This is a genomic window from Micromonospora sp. RTBAU3-60 (assembly GCF_054963695.1).
The window spans coordinates 374743-391245 of sequence record NZ_JBUEGB010000001.1 but is presented as its reverse complement, the minus strand read 5'-3'; the positions used below and the strand labels follow the sequence as shown (position 1 = coordinate 391245).

The following is a 16503-nucleotide window of genomic DNA, read 5'->3' as shown; positions in this document are numbered from 1 at the left end:
AATGGACGTGGAGCCGAGCAGAGGCGGACCCGACCTGCGCGACGCGCACCGGTTCGCGGTGGAGGCCGCCCAGGCCGCCGGGCGGCTGCTGCGCCGGGGCGCCCGGGGCGAGCTGCACGCCCGGGCCAAGAGCGCCTCCGGTGACCTGGTCACCGACCTGGACCTGGCCGCCGAGCGGCTGATCGTCGACCGGATCCGGGCCCGCTGGCCCGAGCACGGCGTGATCGCCGAGGAGGGCGGCGAGTACGCCGCCGACACCTCCTGGGCGTGGCTGGTCGACCCGCTCGACGGCACCAACAACGTGGCGATCGGCCTGCCCGCGTACGTCGTCGGGATCGCCCTCTGCGACCGGGGCTCACCGGTGCTCGGCGTGGTGCACGACCCGGTCGCCGGGCGCACCTGGTCCGCCGTACGCGGCCGGGGCGCGTTCGTGCACGCGTCGGGCCCGTCCGGCCGCCCGCTGCGCGCGCCCCGCCGGCCGGTGCCGGCCGCACCTGTGCTGGCCTGGACCCAGGGTCACGAGGTACCCCGGGACGACAGCACCGCCCGGGCGCTCAAGGTGGTGCTCGACACCACCGCCCGGCGGGTGCTGCAACTGTGGGCGCCGCTGCTGTCCTGGGTGATGCTGGCCCGCGGCGACATCGACGGCATCGTCGGCTACCGCCCGGAGGCGGTCGACCTGCCGGCCGGGATGCTGCTGGCCGCCGAGGCGGGCATGGCGGTCCGCGCCCTCGACGGCGGCTGCTTCGACGACCGGTACGGTTGCCCGGCCGAGCGGCGCAGCTTCGTGGCCGGGCCGCCGGAGACCATCGACCGGCTGGTCAAGCTGGTCACCGCGGCACAGTGGATCGAGCCGCAGGTTCGTCAGCTCACGCCCATCAGCCTGGCCTCTGTCGGTTGGTGAATATCGTTCGGCCGACTGATCCGAGGGTGATTACCGGTTCGAGCCGTAATGCGACAGTGAGAGCAATTTGTTCGTATAAACACGATTTAGGGTTTTGGCGGCTAACGTGGCGCCTGTCGGATTGACCGAAGGGGCGACAGTGACCAGCCATGACATGCCCGCGGCGGCAGCCAGCCGAAGGACAGCCTGATGCGCCGGTCTTCGGCGCTGCGCGCCGCCGTCGTCCTGACCGTGGTCGCGGTGGTGCTCGGCGGCGTCTATGTGATCGGCCGGTCCCTGCTGCCACACGCCTCACCGTCCGCCGAGGCGCCGTCCGCCACCGAATCCCCCGTGCCGTCCGGTGTCCAGATGACCACCGGGTCGGCGCAAGTGGCGCTGACCTTCAACGACGGACCCGATCCCACCTGGACTCCGCTCGTCCTGAAAACGCTGCGCCAGTTCCACGTCAAGGCGACGTTCTGCCTGCTCGGCAAGAATGCCGAGGCGTATCCGGAACTCGTGCGGGCCATCGTGGCCGACGGCCACACCTTGTGCAACCACACCTGGAACGAGGACCTTGACCTCGGCAGCCGGCCCCGTCAGGACATTGAGGGCAATCTGCTGCGAACCAGCCAGGCCATCCACGTCGCCGCGCCGCACGCGCCGATCACGTACTTCCGGCAGCCGGGCGGGAACTGGACCCGACAGCTGGTGGACGTCGCCGAGGACCTGGGCATGACCAGCCTGCACTGGGCGGTGGATCCGCGGGACTGGGAGGAACCGGCAGCAGCCGCCATCATCTCCACCATCTCCAAGGGCACCGCGGCTGGCTCCATCGTGCTCCTGCACGACGGCGGCGGCGACCGGCAGAACACCGTCACCGCCCTCACGACCCTTCTGCCCGACCTGCTGAGCCGTTTCCAGCTCGGGGCGTTGCCCGTCAATGCACCTGTGACCGGCCGGACCAGCGCGCCGTCACCACGTCCGTAACAAGGCGGGCAACCGCAGTAGCCGGACCAGGGCGGGACAGCCAGAAATCACCCGACACCTGGCCGGCAGGCCGCGACGGAACCACGGCAGCTGGGTGTTGGCGTCGCGATTCAGTCAGGGCTGCTCTCGCGTCAGTGCCTCGTCCACCGACGACGCGCCGGCAACCCGGTACACCGCCGCCACCGCGGTAATCGGCAGGGCGGCATACACGTGCGGGAACAGAGCGCCGTCGGGTGGTGCCGGCTCCCAGCGCACGGCCTCACCGAGCGCCTGCGCATCGAGGGCCACCACCACTAGTGCCGGGTCCTGTCCGAATACTCGCACCGCCGTAGCCCCCACCTGCTCACGGGAGGAGCAGTGGATGAAGCCGGAGCGGCGATCGAAGGACGAGCCATCGAAGCGCCCGGCGGCTTCGAACTCGTCCCACTCGCTGGGCAGCAGGATCTTGTAGATCAGCACCGCCCCAGAGTGCCAGAGCGGTACGCGGTGACCAGCTCCGCAGGGCGCTGCCAGATCGCCTCCCACCGCGTCCACTGCCCAGTGCCGGAGGTGTCCCGCTCGGTGCGGTGCGGCCGGGCCGGAAGCACCGGCGCCCACCCCGCGAAGAGCTGGTCCAACTCGGCGCGGCTGAAGAAGTGGATGTCCAGCCCGCGCTTCGGTCCCGCCGTGTAGCGCACGGTGAACCCGTCGTCGGGGGCGCGCTCGACCACCTCGTGCGCCGGCCACACGTCCGTGCCGACCGCGTTGACCCGTACGCAGATCAGCCCGCCCGGGGCGACTCGCCGCTGCGCCGCGCGGACCTGTCGGTGCGCCTGCCCGCGGTCGCCGTGCTGGAAGACCTGGATGCCGATCACCAGCGGCCAGGTCGCTCCGGCTGGCAGCGAGTCCAGGTCGCCGTGGTGCAGCTGTCCGGCCCGGTCCGGTCGCCGGCCGGCGAGCTGGCGGACCGCCTCGGCGGAGACGTCCAGGCCGAGCAGATCGAGCCCACCGTCCACCAGCGGCAGCAGGTTGCGTCCGTTGCCGCAGCCGACGTAGAGGCCGTTGGTCGCGCCCGCCCCGTGGGCGGCGGCCAGGATGTCGGCGACGAACGCGACCGGCGGCTCGTCCTGGTACCGGCCGCGCCGGTACTCCTCGTCCCAGGCCTGTGCGGCCGTGCGCGTTGCGCTCATCCGGCCACTCTGCCAGGGCATAGCGTGGCCCCGCAGCCCCGCGCCGGCCGGTACGGTCGGCCGGTGGACCGTGTCGAGATCGAGCTCTATGCCCGCAACGGCAACGTGGCCGTGCTCAGGTTGCCCGGCCGGCACTTTCCCGGCGTCATGCTGCAGGGCGACACGTTCGCCATCCTCGCTGATCAGGTGGTCCGCCTGCGTGCCGCGTTCGAGGACGGCCGGCTCGTCGACGCCCGGGAGGAGGCCGAGGAGCTGGGCGACGAGATGGAGGCGGTGCTGGGCACGTACGCCGAGGCGCTGCGCCGGGCCGGGATGCGGCTGCCGTACGCCCGGGACCCGCGGGCGGGCGTGACCCCGGCAGACGATCCGGCGTAGCCACGGCATGTGGCCTGGGTAGCGCCAGTGCCGCTCGACCGGCGCCGCGCCTGCCGGTTCCGGTCGCCGCAGCCGGGGCACGCCGGTGGCGGCCGTTGGCGACGAAGGGGTACGGCGGCCGGCTCACGAACCTCGCCAGGTCTCAGCAACAAAATTGGTGGCCGGGTGAACCGATCGGTGTCGGATCGCAACACAGAGGCGATGGACAACGACGAGTTGATCGCCGCCGTTGCCGGCGGAGACGACACGGCGCTGCGGGAGCTGTTCTCCCGACACGCGCCGTGGCTGGCTGCCCGGCTGCGCGCGGTGCTGCCGGCCGCCGACGTCGAGGACGTGTTGCAGGAGACCTTCCTGGCGGCCTGGCGGGGCGCGGCGGGCTACCGGTCGGAGGGCGCCGGCGGCTGGCTGTGGGGGATAGCGCGCCGCCAGGCCGCGTTGTGGCTGCGTCGCCGTGGGCGCCCCGAGTTGCTGCTCGCCGCGCTGGGGGCTGCCGGCGGGCGTTCCCCGGCCGACCCGGCGGACGCGGCGTTGTCCAGGGCGGAGCTTGCCGATGCCGTCGAGGCGCTGGGCGCGGAGGGCAGCCCGCAGCGCGAGACCTGGCGGCTGATGTATGTCGAGGACCGGACGGTGGCTGAGGTGGCTGAGCTGATGGGTGTTCCGGCGGGGACGGTGAAGAGCCGTGCGTACCAGATCCGCCGGCTGATGCGTGCCGCGCTGCGGCGGCACGAGCCGGAGCCGGAGGGAGGTGGGCGATGACCGGTGACGGGGTGAGCGGAGACCAGGACCGGGTGGACCAGGGGCAACCCGACGTCGACCTGGATCGGGTCTGGATCGGGGTGGCCGCGCAGGTGTGGCGCCGCCATCCCGGGCCGGTGGAGCGGCTGGCCGGGCGGCTGCTCCGCTCGCCGGGGCTGGCCCGGGCGCTGGTGACCACACCGTCGCTGCTGCTCGGGTGGGTGATCGCCACCGCCGTGGTGCTGCTCGCCGGGATGCTGGCCACCCGGGAGACCGGGACGCCGTACGTGGCGCTCGTCGCGCCCGCGGTCGCCGCGGCGGGCATCGCCTACGCGTACGGGCCGGGGATCGACCCGGCCTGGGAGCTGTCGTGCAGCGTGGCGGTCAGCGACCGAATGGTACTGCTGGTCCGGGCGTTGGCGGTGTTCGGCCTGAATACGGCGCTCGGGCTGGCCGCCTCGGCCGCGTCGGGAGCCGCCACCGCGGTCACGATCGGTTGGCTGGTCCCGATGACCGCGGTGTGCGCGCTGGCGCTGGCCGCCGCGACGGTCGCCCGATCGGCGAACGTGGGCGTGGCGGCCGGCCTGACCGGCTGGGTGACGACCGTCCTGTCCGGGCGGGTGGCCGCCGGCCGGCTCACCGCCGCGGTCACCGATTCCGCCCTCTGGCTGCCCTACCTGGCGTTCGCCGTCTGCTGCGCCGTGATCGTCCTCTACGCCACCCGGATCCCGAGAGGAACGTCATGAACGTCGAGCTCATCGAGGTGACCCGGCGGTTCGGCCGTACCCAGGCCGTGGCCGGGGTGACGATGGAGGCGGGCCCCGGGGTGTTGGGGCTGCTGGGTCCGAACGGCGCGGGCAAGACCTCGCTGTTGCGGATGATGGCCACGGTGATCCCCCCGTCCTCGGGCCGGATCCGGCTGCTCGGCCGCGATCCCGGCGGGTACGGGCAGCGCAGACAGATTCGGCGCGGCCTCGGCTATGTGCCGCAGAGCCTGGGCTACTACCCGCGGTTCACGGTCGTCGAGTTCGTCGAGTATTTCGCGCTGCTGAAGGAAATGCCGCCGGCGCGGGTGCACCACGCGGTGGCCGCGGCGGTCGAGCGCGTGGGCCTCGGCGACAAGGCCAGGGCGAAGCTGGCCACCCTCTCCGGCGGGATGCTGCGCCGGGTCGGCATCGCGCAGGCGATCGTCAACGAGCCGGAGCTGCTGCTGCTGGACGAGCCGACCGCCGGGCTGGATCCCGAGCAGCGGGTGGCGTTCCGGGCCCTGCTGCGCGACCTCGGGCAGGCCGCCACCGTGGTCGTCAGCACGCACCTGGTGGAGGATGTCGGGGCCGCCTGCGCCCGGGTCGCCCTGATGGACCGGGGAAGGATCGTCTTCCGTGGCACCCCGGACGAGTTGGCCGGGCGCGCCGAGGGGACCAGCGCGGCCGGCGACGCCCCGCTGGAGCGCGGCTACAGCGCGGTGTTGGCGGAGGCGCGGTCGTGACCGCCGCGCCGGTGGTGCCGGCGCCCGCCAGGCCGATGCGGGCGCACCGCGTGCCGCTCACGGCGGCGGGACGGATGCTGCGGCTGGAGCTGCGCCGCAACGTAATGCCGTGGCTGCTGCCGCTGATAGCCGGGCTCTTCTGGTTCATCACCTACCGTCCGAGCATGGCGTACCCGCCGATGTGGAACCTGCGCGCCATGACCATGCAGGGCACGGCCCTGGCGGTCTTCGTGCCGACGGTGGTCGGCGCCGCCGCCTGGCTGGGCTCCCGCGAGGGCCGCCACGGCATGGCCGAACTGGTGAGCGGCACCGCCCGGCCGCGATGGTTCCGCCAGCTCGCCGCCTGGGCCGCCACCACCTCCTGGGCGGTCGTGGCCTACCTCGGCTGCGCAGGCGTCCTGTACGGGGTGACCGCGCGGCAGGCCGCCTGGGGTGGGCCGTTGTGGTGGCCGGCCGTGGTGGGCGTGGCCAGCCTGCCGGCGTTCTCCGCGCTCGGGTTCGTCGCCGGGGCGCTGCGGCCCAGCCGGTTCACCCCACCGCTGGCCGCGGTCGCCGCGTTCCTCGCGTTCGAGATCAGCGCGCAGTTCATCCACGGCGACCATTCGTACTGGCAGGTCTCGCCCCTGGTCGCCGGTCCCTGGGAGATCGGGCCCGACGAGGGTGTCGCCACGTTCTACCCCTACCTGCCCGACCTTCCCATCGCCCAGGTGATGTTCCTCGCCGGCCTCACCGCGGCGCTGCTGGGCGCCCTCGGCGTGCCCGCCGGCGCCGGCGGGCGGTGGCTGCGTGGATCCGCCGCGGCCACCGCCGTTGTCGGCCTGGTCGTGGCCGCCACCGCCGTCGGGCTCGCCGGCACCGGCCGGCTCGACGCGCACGGCATGATCGCCATCCCGGCCCTGCACGACGCGGCCGACGACGATCCGATCCCCTACTCACCGGTCTGCAGCCGTACCCCGGTCCCGGTCTGCCTGCACCCCGCCTATGCGGGGTATCTGCCCGCCGTGGTGGACGCCCTGGAACCGGTGCTCCACGAGGTGGCCGGCCTGCCGGGCGCGCCGGCCCGGATCAGCCAGGTCGCCGCGACCTACCGGCAGGAACCGGGCAACGGCGTCCGCATCGGCAGAGCCGGCCCGGCGGTGAGCGGCACACCGCCGGTGTTCCACCTTGTCCTGCCCAGTCACCTCGCCCGTCGGACGGCCAGCGGTGACTTCGCGGCCGAGGTGCGCGCGACGGTCGGCCGCGACCTCGTGGACGCCGTCGTCGGCGGCGGCCGCGGCGCCACGCCGGCGCAGCAGGCGGTCGCGGACGGGATGCTGCGGACCTCCACCCTGCCGCCCGGTAGTCCGGCGGCGGCCGCCGCCCGGCGATTCGCGGCGCTGCCGGCCGCCGCCCGGCACGCCTGGCTCGTGGACCACCTGGCCGCGCTGCGGACCGGCGACGTCACCCTCGGGCAGCTGCCATGAGCAGGGGTAGGGCACGGACACTGCCGTCCGGATCACCGCCGGGCGGGGCGGCGCGGGTCGGCCTGCGGTTGGCACACCTGCACCTTGCCAGCCGTCGGGTCCCGGCCGCCCTGGCCGCGGTGGCGGCCTGCGCCGTCGGGCTGCGGATCGCGTTGCTGCACGGGCACTGGACGGCGTACGGGGCACGCCAGCTGCCGCTGATCTTCGAGACCGGCTGTGCCGTGGTCATCGCCGCCACCACCGCGAGCCCGTTCGGCGAGCCGGAACGCGCCACCGGCCGGTGGCTGCCGTTCCTGCGGCTGGGCACCGCGTTGGTGCTGACCGTCGCCGCAGCCGGTGCGCTGGCCGCCGCCGGAACCGGGGCGCACCTGGCCGGCGGCACCCTGGCGGTGCTGCGCGACACCGCCGGGCTGACCGGCCTCGGTCTGCTGTGTGCCGCCGCGCTCGGCGGCCCGCTGGCCTGGGCCGGCCCGGCCGGCTACCTCATGGTCGCCCTCTACGCGCTCTACACGCAGTGGCACGGGCCGGCGCTGACCACGCCGTGGATCTGGCCGGCCCGTCCACCGCACGATGTCGGCGCCGCCATCTGCGCCGGCCTGGTGTTCGCCGGCGGAGTGCTGCTCATTGCGGTGCGCGGCGCCCGCGACACCGTCGCCGGATCGTGAAGCTGGGCGTTCACCCGTCGCTGCTGCCCGATGCGGACGACCGCGAGGAGCCGGCGGGGCGGGCACGGAGGTGCAGGCGTTCGCCCTGCCGGCCGAACAGGCTGAGGAACTCGACCGGTTCGGCGTCGGCGGCGCCGAACCAGTGCGGTACGCGGGTGTCGAACTCGGCCGCCTCGCCGGGGGAGAGCACCAGGTCGTGGTCGCCGAGGACGAGCCGCAGCCGCCCGTTGAGGACGTACAGCCATTCGTAGCCCTCGTGGGTCTGCGGGTCGGGTTCGCTCCGCCGGCCGTCGGCCGGGATCACCAGCTTGTACGCCTGGATGCCGCCGGCCCGGCGGGTCAGCGGCAGCATGGTCATGCCGTGGCGGGTGACCGGGCGCAGGTGGATGCGCGGGTCCCCGGTGGGTGGGGCGCCGACGAGTTCGTCGAGCGTGACGTCGTGGGCCCGGGCCAGGGGGAGCAGGAGTTCCAGGGTGGGCCGGCGGGTGCCGGATTCCAGCCGGGACAGGGTGCTCACCGAGATGCCGGTGGCGGCCGACAGTTCGGCGAGGGTGGTGTCGCGCTGCCGGCGCAGCGCGCGGAGCCGGGGGCCGACCGCGTCGAGCGCCTGGTCGAGGTCGTGGTCCATGCGCCCTAGTTTGCCAGATCGGCAACAAAGGTTGCCAGTTTCGCGGGCTGCCCGGATGGTTGCCCTCGGAGGTGGTCAGGATGACCGAGCAGCTCAGGGAGAGCTATGACGTGGTGGTGGTCGGCGGTGGCGCCGCGGGGTTGAGCGGGGCGCTGATGCTGGCCCGGGCGCGCCGGTCGGTGGTGGTGATCGACGGTGGCGCCCCGCGCAACGCCCCGGCCGACGGGGTGCACGGGCTGCTGGCCCGCGACGGGATGCCCCCGGCCGAGCTGTTGGAGCGCGGCCGGGCGGAGGTCCGTGACTACGGCGGCCACGTGGTGCCCGGCGAGGTCGCCGCCGCGACGCGCGCCGGCGACGGGTTCGTGGTGGCGCTGACCGACGGCCGGACGGTACGGGCGCGCCGGTTGCTGGTGGCCACCGGGCTGGTGGACGAGCTGCCCGACCTGCCGGGACTGCGCGCCCGGTGGGGCCGGGACGTGCTCCACTGCCCGTACTGCCACGGCTGGGAGGTCCAGGACCAGGCGATCGGGGTGCTGGCCACCGGGCCGATGTCGGTGCACCAGGCGTTGCTGTTCCGTCAGTGGAGCGCCGATGTCACGTTCTTCACCCACACCATGCCGCCGCCCGGCGACGAGCAGGCGGAGCAACTGGCCGCCCGCGGCATCCGGGTGGTGGCCGCCGAGGTGGCGTCCCTGGAGATCGCCGAGGACCGCCTCGTGGGCGTACGGCTCCGCGACGGCACGGTGGTCGATCGGGACGCGGTGGTCGTCGCGCCCCGGATGGTGGCGCGCGGCGGCTTCCTGGCGGCGCTCGGGCTGCAGCCGGCGGCACACCCGGCGGGGGTCGGTGAGCACATCCCGGCCGACGCGACCGGCCGTACCGAGGTGCCCGGGGTGTGGGTCGCGGGCAACGTCACCGACCCGGCCGCCCAGGTCGGCGCTGCCGCGGCGGCCGGCGCGGGCGCGGGCGCCCAGATCAACGCCGACCTGGTCGCCGAGGAGACCCGGCAGGCGGTGGCCGCCCACCGGGACCCCTTCGCGGCCGTGTCGGAGGCGCGGATCAGTGAGCTGGTGACGGGCGACCGCCGCCACGGCCTCGTCGACCGCGGTCAGCTCAGGTCATGAAACCGCTGCAGGAGGACGATGACGAACGCGACGAGCAGCGGGGTGGCCGCCATGTCGAGCGTCCAGAGGAGCGTCGGCCGCGCCGGTCGCGCGGTGAGCTGCACCATGATCCGGGCGATGAGCGCCACCATGAGCAGGGTGAGCACGGCCGCCTGGACCGGCCCGGACCGGGCCACGCTGAGGAGGGTGTCAGTCATTCCGCGTCCCATCGTCTCCGGTGGTGCTGCAGCATGTCGCGGCCCAGCTCGATCAGGGCGGCCAGCGACGCGATCGCGGTGAGGGTGACGATCCCGAGCAGCGGCGACCACAGGTGCAGGTGGATCATCCCCTGCGCGACCAGGACGCCGAGGGCGAGGCTGAGCGCGACGCCGACGACGAACCGGGTGAGGCCGTCCGGTATCCGGATCAGCCTCGCGCAGGCCAGTCCCGGCGCCACGGCGAGGTAGGTGAGGACGGCGACGGCCCGCAGGATGCCCGGCACGTCCCAGAGGACGAGGGCGAGAACGACGTCGCCGGCGACGAGCGTCGCCAACGCCGGCCATGGAGTACCAGAAGGGAGGTCCGGCAGCGAGGGAGAGGCCTGTTGGCCGGAAGAACCGGGATCGGCGTCGATGGCGGTCCTGACGATCTGGGTCATCGGCCGCCCCCTTCGCTGCCGCCCAGGACGTAGACCCTCGCCTCGGGATTCCGGTAGACGAGCCGGAACCGTCCTGAGTCGACCACCTGGCGTTCCAGTTCCTCGCCCCAGCCCCGCGGCTTGCCCAGGAACGACTGCGCGAAGACGAACTGCCCCTTCGTCATGATCAGGTATGCGCCCTTCGGGTTGCTCCGCATCTCCGCCTCGATGGCGGGGACCGTCGTCGGCCCGAGGTCCTGGCCGAGGGGTCGGTACTGGTACCGTTCGACGCTCTTCGCCCGCCACGGGACGTTGGAGGTCACCGACACGAACGTGGCGTCCGCCGGGGCGTGCGCGTAGAGCCACTCCACGGCCCGATGATCACCCGGGCGTACCTGCTCGAAGGCGTCGTTGCCGTATCGGGCGACGAAGAAGGCGCCGATGAGGACGGCGCTCAGCGCGCCCGCCGCGAGAGCCGCGGGGACGCGACGCCGCGCCGGCCACACCGGGACCAGCAGCGCGGCCAGGAGGATCGCCATGAACGGCAGGGCGAAGGCGTACACCCGGAGGAAGATCTCGCCGCCGTAGCTCTGCATCCCGAGCAGGAGGAACGGTGCACCGGCGAGCGCCAGCAGCCCCAGGCCGGCCTGTCCCCGGCGCATTCGTCGCCACGCGCCGATGGCCGCCAGCCCCCAGACCGCCACCGCGAGGACGACCCGCAGGAGCACCACCAACTGGTGCCCCGCGTCGCCGCGCACCCGTTCGACCGCCCCGTCGTTGATGGTGCCGCCGACATTCCCGAAGGAGCCGAACATGTCGTCCAGGTGCCCCGCCCAGTACGCGACGGCGCCGTAGCTGATGTAGGCCATCAGCACGACGGCGAGCAGGACCGGCAGCGTACGGAGCGTGCAGCGGCGGACCAGCACCAGCGCACCGACGCTGACCACGATCGCTATCGGGGTGAGCTGGTGGCTCACGGTGCTGGCCGCGAAGACCGCGAGGACCAGCGCAACCAGACCGGCCAGCGACGCCGGGCTGGCCTGATCGGCCACCGGTTCGAGCAGCAGCGGCCTCGGCGGGAGCCGGAGCAGGCGCAGCAGCAGACCGACCGGGCTCCACGGCGACCGCTCGCGGCCCGGGCCGCCGTGCCCGCTCGGGCGGAACCAGCGCAGCAGCACCATCAGCAGGACCAGGTAGAACAGGTAGTTCATCGCTTGGGGGCCGAAATAGTCCTGCCCCACCCAGTTGGCCGGGAAGAACAGCCAGAGGGCGAGCCACGCCGCCCGCGCGTCGGTCGACATCAGCCGGGCCAGCCGGAACAGCGCGGCGCCGTAGAGCAGGTTGAACCCCACCGGCGCCCAGGCGAGCAGCGGCATGGCGTCCGGCATCCCGGCCGCCCGCGTCGCCATTGCCGTCAGGGCGAAGAATCCGGGCCAGCTGAAGCGGGCGTCCAGGTCCGGCAACGTCTCCCCGGTACGGGCGATGTAGTCGGCGAAGCCGACGTGCAGCCAGCCCGAGATCACACGCGGCAGTGGCTCGATGATCGGCGCCGCGCCGAAGAGCAGGATGACGAGCACCACCACGTGCGCGGCGAGCAGGGTGTCGGAAGCCGGGCGGGTGCGGAAGACGCCGCGGAGGAAGCTCGCGGTCAACAGGGCCAGCGCGACGTACAGCTCGGGGCGGAGCGCGGTGACCAGGCCGAGCGACCCGATGTCGGCGGCGTCCCCCCGTCGCAGGGCCCAGAGCCCGAGCGCGAGCGCCGCTGCGGGCGCAGCCCAGTCGGTGCCGGCGAGCAGGCCGTTCCGGAGCCGACCGGCTGCGGTCGGGGCGGCCAGGAGGGCCGCGCGGCCGCTCACGAGGCGCTCCGCAGCAGCCGCGTCAGCGACGGCAGGACGGCAGCCATCACCACGACCTGTCCGGTGAGGTACGCGACGCCGACCCCGACGACCCCGATCTCGGGCATCGCGACCAGCGCCAGCGCCACCACCAGGGCGCTCGTGGCCGCGTGCACGGCGATGATCCGGCCCACCCGGCGTTGCACCCGGGCCGCCGCGACGAAGACGGTCAGCACCAGCTTGGGCAGCACCGCGACGGCGAAGAGCCGCAGGGTGTCCGAGCCGGTGGCGGCGTAACCGCTGCCGAACAGGGCCAGCAGCAGCGGCGCCGACACGCAGAGCAGGACGACCGCCGGGACGAAGAGGAGCAGGCCCCGGCGCAGCACCTGCCGCGCGTACGCCGCGAGCCGCGATTCGTGGGCGGCAGCCTCCACGGTCAGCGAGGTGCCGAAGTGGTACGCCACCAGCTCCAGGGAGCCGCCGAGCAGCCACGCCACGTAGAAGAGGCCGTTGGCCTCCGCGCCCAGCCGGGCGGTCACGATCAACGGCAGGGCGTTGGTGCCGGCCTGCATGAACAGGTATCCGACGTAGTCCAGCGCCACGAACCGGGCGAGCACCCCTCGGTCCGGCAGCGCCGCTTCGGCGCGGCGTGCCCGCTGCCGGGGCAGCAGCCGGCGGAAGACCAGCACGTTGACGGGGATGAGTGCCGCGACGACCGCCAGGTTCCACGAGATGAAGATGCCCAGGCTCGGTACGGCGCCGGCGAGCAGCACCAGCAGCCCGATCTTGGCGAGCCCGTAGGCGGTGTTCTCGACGGGGACCCAGACGACACCGCGCAGGGCGGTCAGCACGCTGTCCTGCAGGGTGAAGACGCACCAGCACGCGACGGAGAGGGCGAACGCCACGGCGAGCAGGGGAGTGCCGTGCAGGAAATCGAGCCGGTCGGTGACCAGGGGAGCGAGCAGCAGGAAACCGCTGCTCAGGGCGAGCGCCGCGAGACAGGTGACCACGTAGGCGTACCCGACCAGCCGGCTGCCCTGCCCGGCCGCGGCGGGCAGGAAGCGGGCGACGGCGCCGTTCAGATTGAGCTGGGCGAGGTTGCTCAGAAACGTCATCGTGGACACCATCGCCGCCCCGACGCCGAGCTCGGCCGGCGAGTAGAGGCGGGCGGCGAGCGCCCAGTACGCGATGCCGAGCAGCGAGCTCACCGCCGTGTTGAGCATCAACGCGTAGACGTTGCTGTTCAGCGGGTCGCGCAGGTGCTGGCGCAGCCGTACGCCGATCGGCTCGGCAACGGCGTCGACGCCGGGAGCGGAGCGGTCGACCGGTGCGTCCGCGGTCCCCGCATGTTGGGTGCTCACCCGGTCACCCCTCCTCCGGTCGCTGGTGCTCTCCCTGGCATCACGAGGTCGGCTGGCTCGGCCACGGCGGTGCGCTGTGCGCAACGAGGTGGCGGGCCCGCCGGTACGCGCGCCAGCCTCGGGTGCGCAACCGCTCGCCGCGCCAGGCCAGCGGCCAACCGGTGCCGTCGAGCAGAGCCCCGATCCCGGGGACGCCGGTGTCCCGTTCGATCAGCACCCGGGCGATGGCGAAGACGTCATCGTTCGGGTGGCTCAGCGCGTTCTTGACTCCGCAGGCGGAGGAGTAGCCGGCGGCCCGTACCGCGCTCCGCACGGCGAGGCTGTGGTAGCCGTACGGATAGGCGAACGACCGGATCGGCGTCCCCATCCCGTCCTCCAGCAACCGTCGGCTTCCCGCCGCCTCCTGGTGCAGCTCGGTCTGGCGTAGACAGTCGAGGGCGCGGTGGCTCCGGCTGTGCGACCCGATCTCCACCCCGTGCGCGTGCAGCTCACGGAGTTGGTCCCAGTCGAGTGACGGGTCCCGGTCCGGTGACGGCGCCGTGCCCACCCGCGCGGCGATGACGTACGCGGTAGCGGTGAGCCGGTGCCGGCGCAGCACCGGCAGTGCGATCTCGGCGAGGTCGGGGAATCCGTCGTCGAAGGTGATCAGCACGGGTCGCGGCGGCAGCGGGGCCAGCCCGCGCAGGACGGCCGCGTAGCCGCTCACCGTCATCGGCGTGCGCCCGCACTCCCGGATCAGCGCCAGCTGCTCGTCGAAGTCGCCCGGCGACACCGACCAGCGCAGCGTGTTGTCGCGGGGCACGTCGCCGATGCTGTGGTAGCAGAGGACGGGGACGACCGTCTTCGGTGAACGGTTCACCTGCGGCTCCTTCCAGCTCGGGCCGCGGCGGCGTAGTGGACCGGCCCGAGCGCCAGTCCGCACAGCTCGAGGGCGGTCAGCGAGGCGGGATAGCCCTGCTGCTTCCGGTTGTTCTTCGCCGACCCGGGTGCCAGGGCGTAGGCGATGCCGCGGGGCAGCCGCCGCAGCAGCTCGCGTCGGGCGGTCGGGTCGCTCGCCAGGCATTTCGTCAGTACGGTGCCGAGGCCGACCCCGTACTGGTACATGGTCCGTCGCAGCGCCCGCAGCTCACGTCGGTGCGTGTGCCAGGCGATGGCCCCCGGCTCGTAGGTCAGTGCGTGCCCGGCGAGGACCGTACGCAGCAGCAGGTCGATGTCCTCTCCGCTGCGCAGCCGCGGATCGAAGCCGCCCAGCCGGCGCAGCGCGTCGGTGCGGAAGGCCATGTTGGCGCCGGAGCCGTACGACCCGGGCAGGTACGGGTGGAGCGACCGCGGTGGCAGGTCGACCCGACGTGCGCCCCCCGCCTCGATCGCGGCGACCCCGGACCGGTCGAACCTCCGCCGCTGGCAGCCCTTGCCGTAACCGCCGTACTGCTCCAGCCAGATCTGCGCCGGTGTGTCGAGTTCCCGGGCGAGGATCTGACCGGTCACCCCGGCCACGTTCTCGTCGATGAAGCCCTCGACGAGGCTGCGCAGCCACCCCTGGTCGAGGATGAGGTCGTCGTCGGCGAAGGCCACGATCTCGCCCCGCGCCTCGGCCAGCCCTCGGTTGCGGGCCTGCGCGACGCCGGGTCGCGGTTCACTCGTGTAGCGGAGCCGGGGATCGGCGGCGGAGCGACTGGCGACGATCCGCGCCGTATCGGTGACCTGCGGCGCGTTGTCCACGACGACGATCTCGAAGTCGGGGTAGTCGAGCGCGGCGAGCGTGTCGAGGGTGGACTCGAAGAGCGGCGTGCGTCCACACGTGGGCACGACCACGCTGACGAACGGGGCGTGCGCCGCCGGTCGGCGGGACGGACACGACCCGGCGGGAGCGGCCGCCTCGGCGAAGGGTGCCGTCCCGGCGTCGTCGGTCTCCCCGTCCGGGCGGGCGTCGAGCGCGGGCAGGCCGTCGTGCCGCAGGTGCGTGTCGATCGCCGTGGCGAGGTGGTCCCGGATCGCGGCGGTGAGCGCCGGCGCGGTCAGCCCGCCGGCCGGCAGCGCGACGTCGACCAGCCCGAGCGGCTCCCCGTGCAGCCGGACCAGGACCTGCGCCGCGCCGTACCGGACGCCCTCCGGCCCGCCCGTGTCGGGGATGTCGGGCACCCCCTCGGCGAGCTCGACGGTGAGCACCCGTACCGGCGCCGGATCCACCCGCCGCCGGGGCACCGGCTCGCCGACCGCCTGAGAGGCGCGCAGGGCCAGGGCCGAGAGGTAGCCCGCGGCGGTCACCAGCAGCCCGGCGACGATCGCGCCGGAGCGCAGCACCCCGGCGCGGTCGCCGGCACGGACCTGGCGCAGGCCGCGGCGTATCCCGGCGGGCAGGGTACGGCGGGTGTAGGTGCGCTCCGTGGCGAGCCCGGCGTCGCTGCCGACCAGCCGGGCGACGACCGCCTTGGACCGCCCCTCGGAGAAGCAGCGCTGCCGGAAGTAGCGCCAGGTCGCCCGGTCGACGGTCACCCGGTGCCGGACCAGGGCCGCAGGCTCGTAGAGCACCACGCCGTCCGGTTCGAGCTGCCGGATCCGGATGCAGAGTTCCGTCTCCTCGCAGCCGACCGGCGTCCGGCCGACCCGACCGAGCGCCGGGTCGAAGCCGGTGGTGCGATCCAGGACCGACCGGCGGAAGGACATGTTGCAGCCGATGACGTTTCGGACGGGGGCGACCTCCGTGGGCTGGCCGGTGAAGCTGCACCCGACCACCCAGTCGAACTCGGGGGGCAGCCAGCGCGGCCGTTCCTCCTCCCAGGCCGGTACGGCGTGGCCGCCGACGGCGAGCACCCGCTCGTCCCGGTAGTGCGGCAGCAGCCGGGCCAGCCAGTCGGGCTCCGCCTCGGCGTCGTCGTCGAGGAAGGCCACGATCTCGCTGGTTGCTTGGGCCAGCCCGGTGTTGCGGGCCGCCGAGAGGCCCCGCCGGCCGGTGCTCGGCACGACGGTCAGCTCGGGGAACGTGGCCCGTACCCGCTCCAGCAGCGCCAGGTTGTGGTCGACGACCACGACGACCTGTGCCGCCGGTGCGTCCTGCGTGAGCACGGAGCGGACCGCCCGGACGATCTGTGGCCACCGCCGCTCGGTGTAGACGCAGACGACCACGGTCACGGTCACGGTCGGGGTCGGGCCGGGCCCGGCCGGCGCCT

At 73.7% G+C, this 16503-nt stretch carries 18 protein-coding genes; 9 read left to right on the top strand and 9 right to left on the bottom strand.

Going from position 1 to position 16503, the window contains the following annotated elements; all coding sequences use genetic code 11:
• Nucleotide 1: 1 nt before the first annotated feature.
• Together ACY34I_RS01510 and ACY34I_RS01505 are read left to right on the top strand one after the other, a co-directional pair.
• Nucleotides 2-904 carry an inositol monophosphatase family protein gene (locus ACY34I_RS01510; protein ID WP_462751700.1) on the top strand — a complete coding sequence of 301 codons (903 nt, stop codon included), beginning with the start codon at nt 2-4 and terminating at the stop codon, nt 902-904.
• A 189-nt stretch (nt 905-1093) separates the two neighbouring features.
• Nucleotides 1094-1873, top strand: a complete 780-nt coding sequence (locus tag ACY34I_RS01505) for a polysaccharide deacetylase family protein (protein ID WP_462751698.1) — start codon at nt 1094-1096, stop codon at nt 1871-1873.
• Nucleotides 1874-1987: 114 nt separating this feature from the next.
• On the opposite strand, the gene ACY34I_RS01500 is transcribed toward ACY34I_RS01505, so the two are convergent.
• Both ACY34I_RS01500 and ACY34I_RS01495 read right to left on the bottom strand, forming a co-directional pair.
• A complete protein-coding gene (locus ACY34I_RS01500) occupies nt 1988-2332 on the bottom strand; it encodes a DUF952 domain-containing protein (protein ID WP_462751696.1) in 345 nt (114 codons plus the stop codon).
• Entirely contained in the window at nt 2326-3042 is a 717-nt protein-coding gene (locus tag ACY34I_RS01495) for a methyltransferase (RefSeq protein WP_462751694.1), read from the bottom strand. The genes ACY34I_RS01500 and ACY34I_RS01495 overlap by 7 nt, the downstream gene beginning before the upstream one ends.
• 63 nt (nt 3043-3105) lie before the next feature.
• Here ACY34I_RS01495 and ACY34I_RS01490 point away from each other — a divergent pair, with 63 nt between their 5' ends.
• The 6 genes from ACY34I_RS01490 to ACY34I_RS01465 all read left to right on the top strand — a co-directional run bounded on the left by ACY34I_RS01490 (nt 3106) and on the right by ACY34I_RS01465 (nt 7769).
• On the top strand, nt 3106-3417 hold the full coding sequence (locus tag ACY34I_RS01490; protein WP_462751692.1) for a DUF6959 family protein: 312 nt from the start codon (nt 3106-3108) through the stop codon (nt 3415-3417).
• A 201-nt stretch (nt 3418-3618) separates the two neighbouring features.
• Entirely contained in the window at nt 3619-4173 is a 555-nt protein-coding gene (locus tag ACY34I_RS01485) for an RNA polymerase sigma factor (RefSeq protein ID WP_462751690.1), read from the top strand.
• The gene (locus ACY34I_RS01480) at nt 4170-4898 is read left to right on the top strand and encodes a hypothetical protein (protein WP_462751688.1); all 729 of its coding nucleotides are present in this window, start codon (nt 4170-4172) and stop codon (nt 4896-4898) included. The genes ACY34I_RS01485 and ACY34I_RS01480 overlap by 4 nt, the downstream gene beginning before the upstream one ends.
• Nucleotides 4895-5641, top strand: coding sequence for an ATP-binding cassette domain-containing protein (locus tag ACY34I_RS01475; protein WP_462751686.1), 747 nt, complete (start codon nt 4895-4897; stop codon nt 5639-5641). Before ACY34I_RS01480 ends, ACY34I_RS01475 begins: the two co-directional genes overlap by 4 nt.
• The gene (locus tag ACY34I_RS01470) at nt 5638-7104 is read left to right on the top strand and encodes a hypothetical protein (protein ID WP_462751684.1); all 1467 of its coding nucleotides are present in this window, start codon (nt 5638-5640) and stop codon (nt 7102-7104) included. Before ACY34I_RS01475 ends, ACY34I_RS01470 begins: the two co-directional genes overlap by 4 nt.
• Nucleotides 7101-7769: a hypothetical protein gene (locus tag ACY34I_RS01465; protein WP_462751682.1), complete on the top strand. Its 669-nt coding sequence runs from the start codon at nt 7101-7103 to the stop codon at nt 7767-7769. Before ACY34I_RS01470 ends, ACY34I_RS01465 begins: the two co-directional genes overlap by 4 nt.
• A gap of 10 nt (nt 7770-7779) precedes the next feature.
• Here ACY34I_RS01465 and ACY34I_RS01460 read toward each other — a convergent pair whose 3' ends face one another.
• Nucleotides 7780-8397 (bottom strand): helix-turn-helix domain-containing protein, encoded by a 618-nt coding sequence (locus ACY34I_RS01460; protein ID WP_462751680.1) that lies wholly within the window; start codon nt 8395-8397, stop codon nt 7780-7782.
• A gap of 80 nt (nt 8398-8477) precedes the next feature.
• On the opposite strand from ACY34I_RS01460, the gene ACY34I_RS01455 reads away from it, so the two are divergent.
• Nucleotides 8478-9521 carry an NAD(P)/FAD-dependent oxidoreductase gene (locus tag ACY34I_RS01455; protein ID WP_462751678.1) on the top strand — a complete coding sequence of 348 codons (1044 nt, stop codon included), beginning with the start codon at nt 8478-8480 and terminating at the stop codon, nt 9519-9521.
• Here the strand turns inward: ACY34I_RS01455 and ACY34I_RS01450 are convergent.
• From ACY34I_RS01450 to ACY34I_RS01425, 6 genes are all read right to left on the bottom strand, one after another.
• Entirely contained in the window at nt 9506-9718 is a 213-nt protein-coding gene (locus ACY34I_RS01450; protein WP_148798165.1) for a hypothetical protein, read from the bottom strand. The genes ACY34I_RS01455 and ACY34I_RS01450 overlap by 16 nt on opposite strands.
• Nucleotides 9715-10053: a hypothetical protein gene (locus ACY34I_RS01445; RefSeq protein WP_462751676.1), complete on the bottom strand. Its 339-nt coding sequence runs from the start codon at nt 10051-10053 to the stop codon at nt 9715-9717. The genes ACY34I_RS01450 and ACY34I_RS01445 overlap by 4 nt, the downstream gene beginning before the upstream one ends.
• A 101-nt stretch (nt 10054-10154) precedes the next feature.
• Nucleotides 10155-11993 (bottom strand): hypothetical protein, encoded by a 1839-nt coding sequence (locus ACY34I_RS01440; protein WP_462751674.1) that lies wholly within the window; start codon nt 11991-11993, stop codon nt 10155-10157.
• Complete coding sequence (locus ACY34I_RS01435) at nt 11990-13333, bottom strand: lipopolysaccharide biosynthesis protein (protein ID WP_462751672.1); 1344 nt, start codon at nt 13331-13333, stop codon at nt 11990-11992. The genes ACY34I_RS01440 and ACY34I_RS01435 overlap by 4 nt, the downstream gene beginning before the upstream one ends.
• A 40-nt stretch (nt 13334-13373) precedes the next feature.
• Nucleotides 13374-14192, bottom strand: a complete 819-nt coding sequence (locus ACY34I_RS01430) for a polysaccharide deacetylase family protein (RefSeq protein ID WP_462751670.1) — start codon at nt 14190-14192, stop codon at nt 13374-13376.
• Entirely contained in the window at nt 14189-16471 is a 2283-nt protein-coding gene (locus ACY34I_RS01425; RefSeq protein WP_462751668.1) for a glycosyltransferase, read from the bottom strand. The genes ACY34I_RS01430 and ACY34I_RS01425 overlap by 4 nt, the downstream gene beginning before the upstream one ends.
• Between the last annotated feature and the right edge of the window lie 32 nt (nt 16472-16503).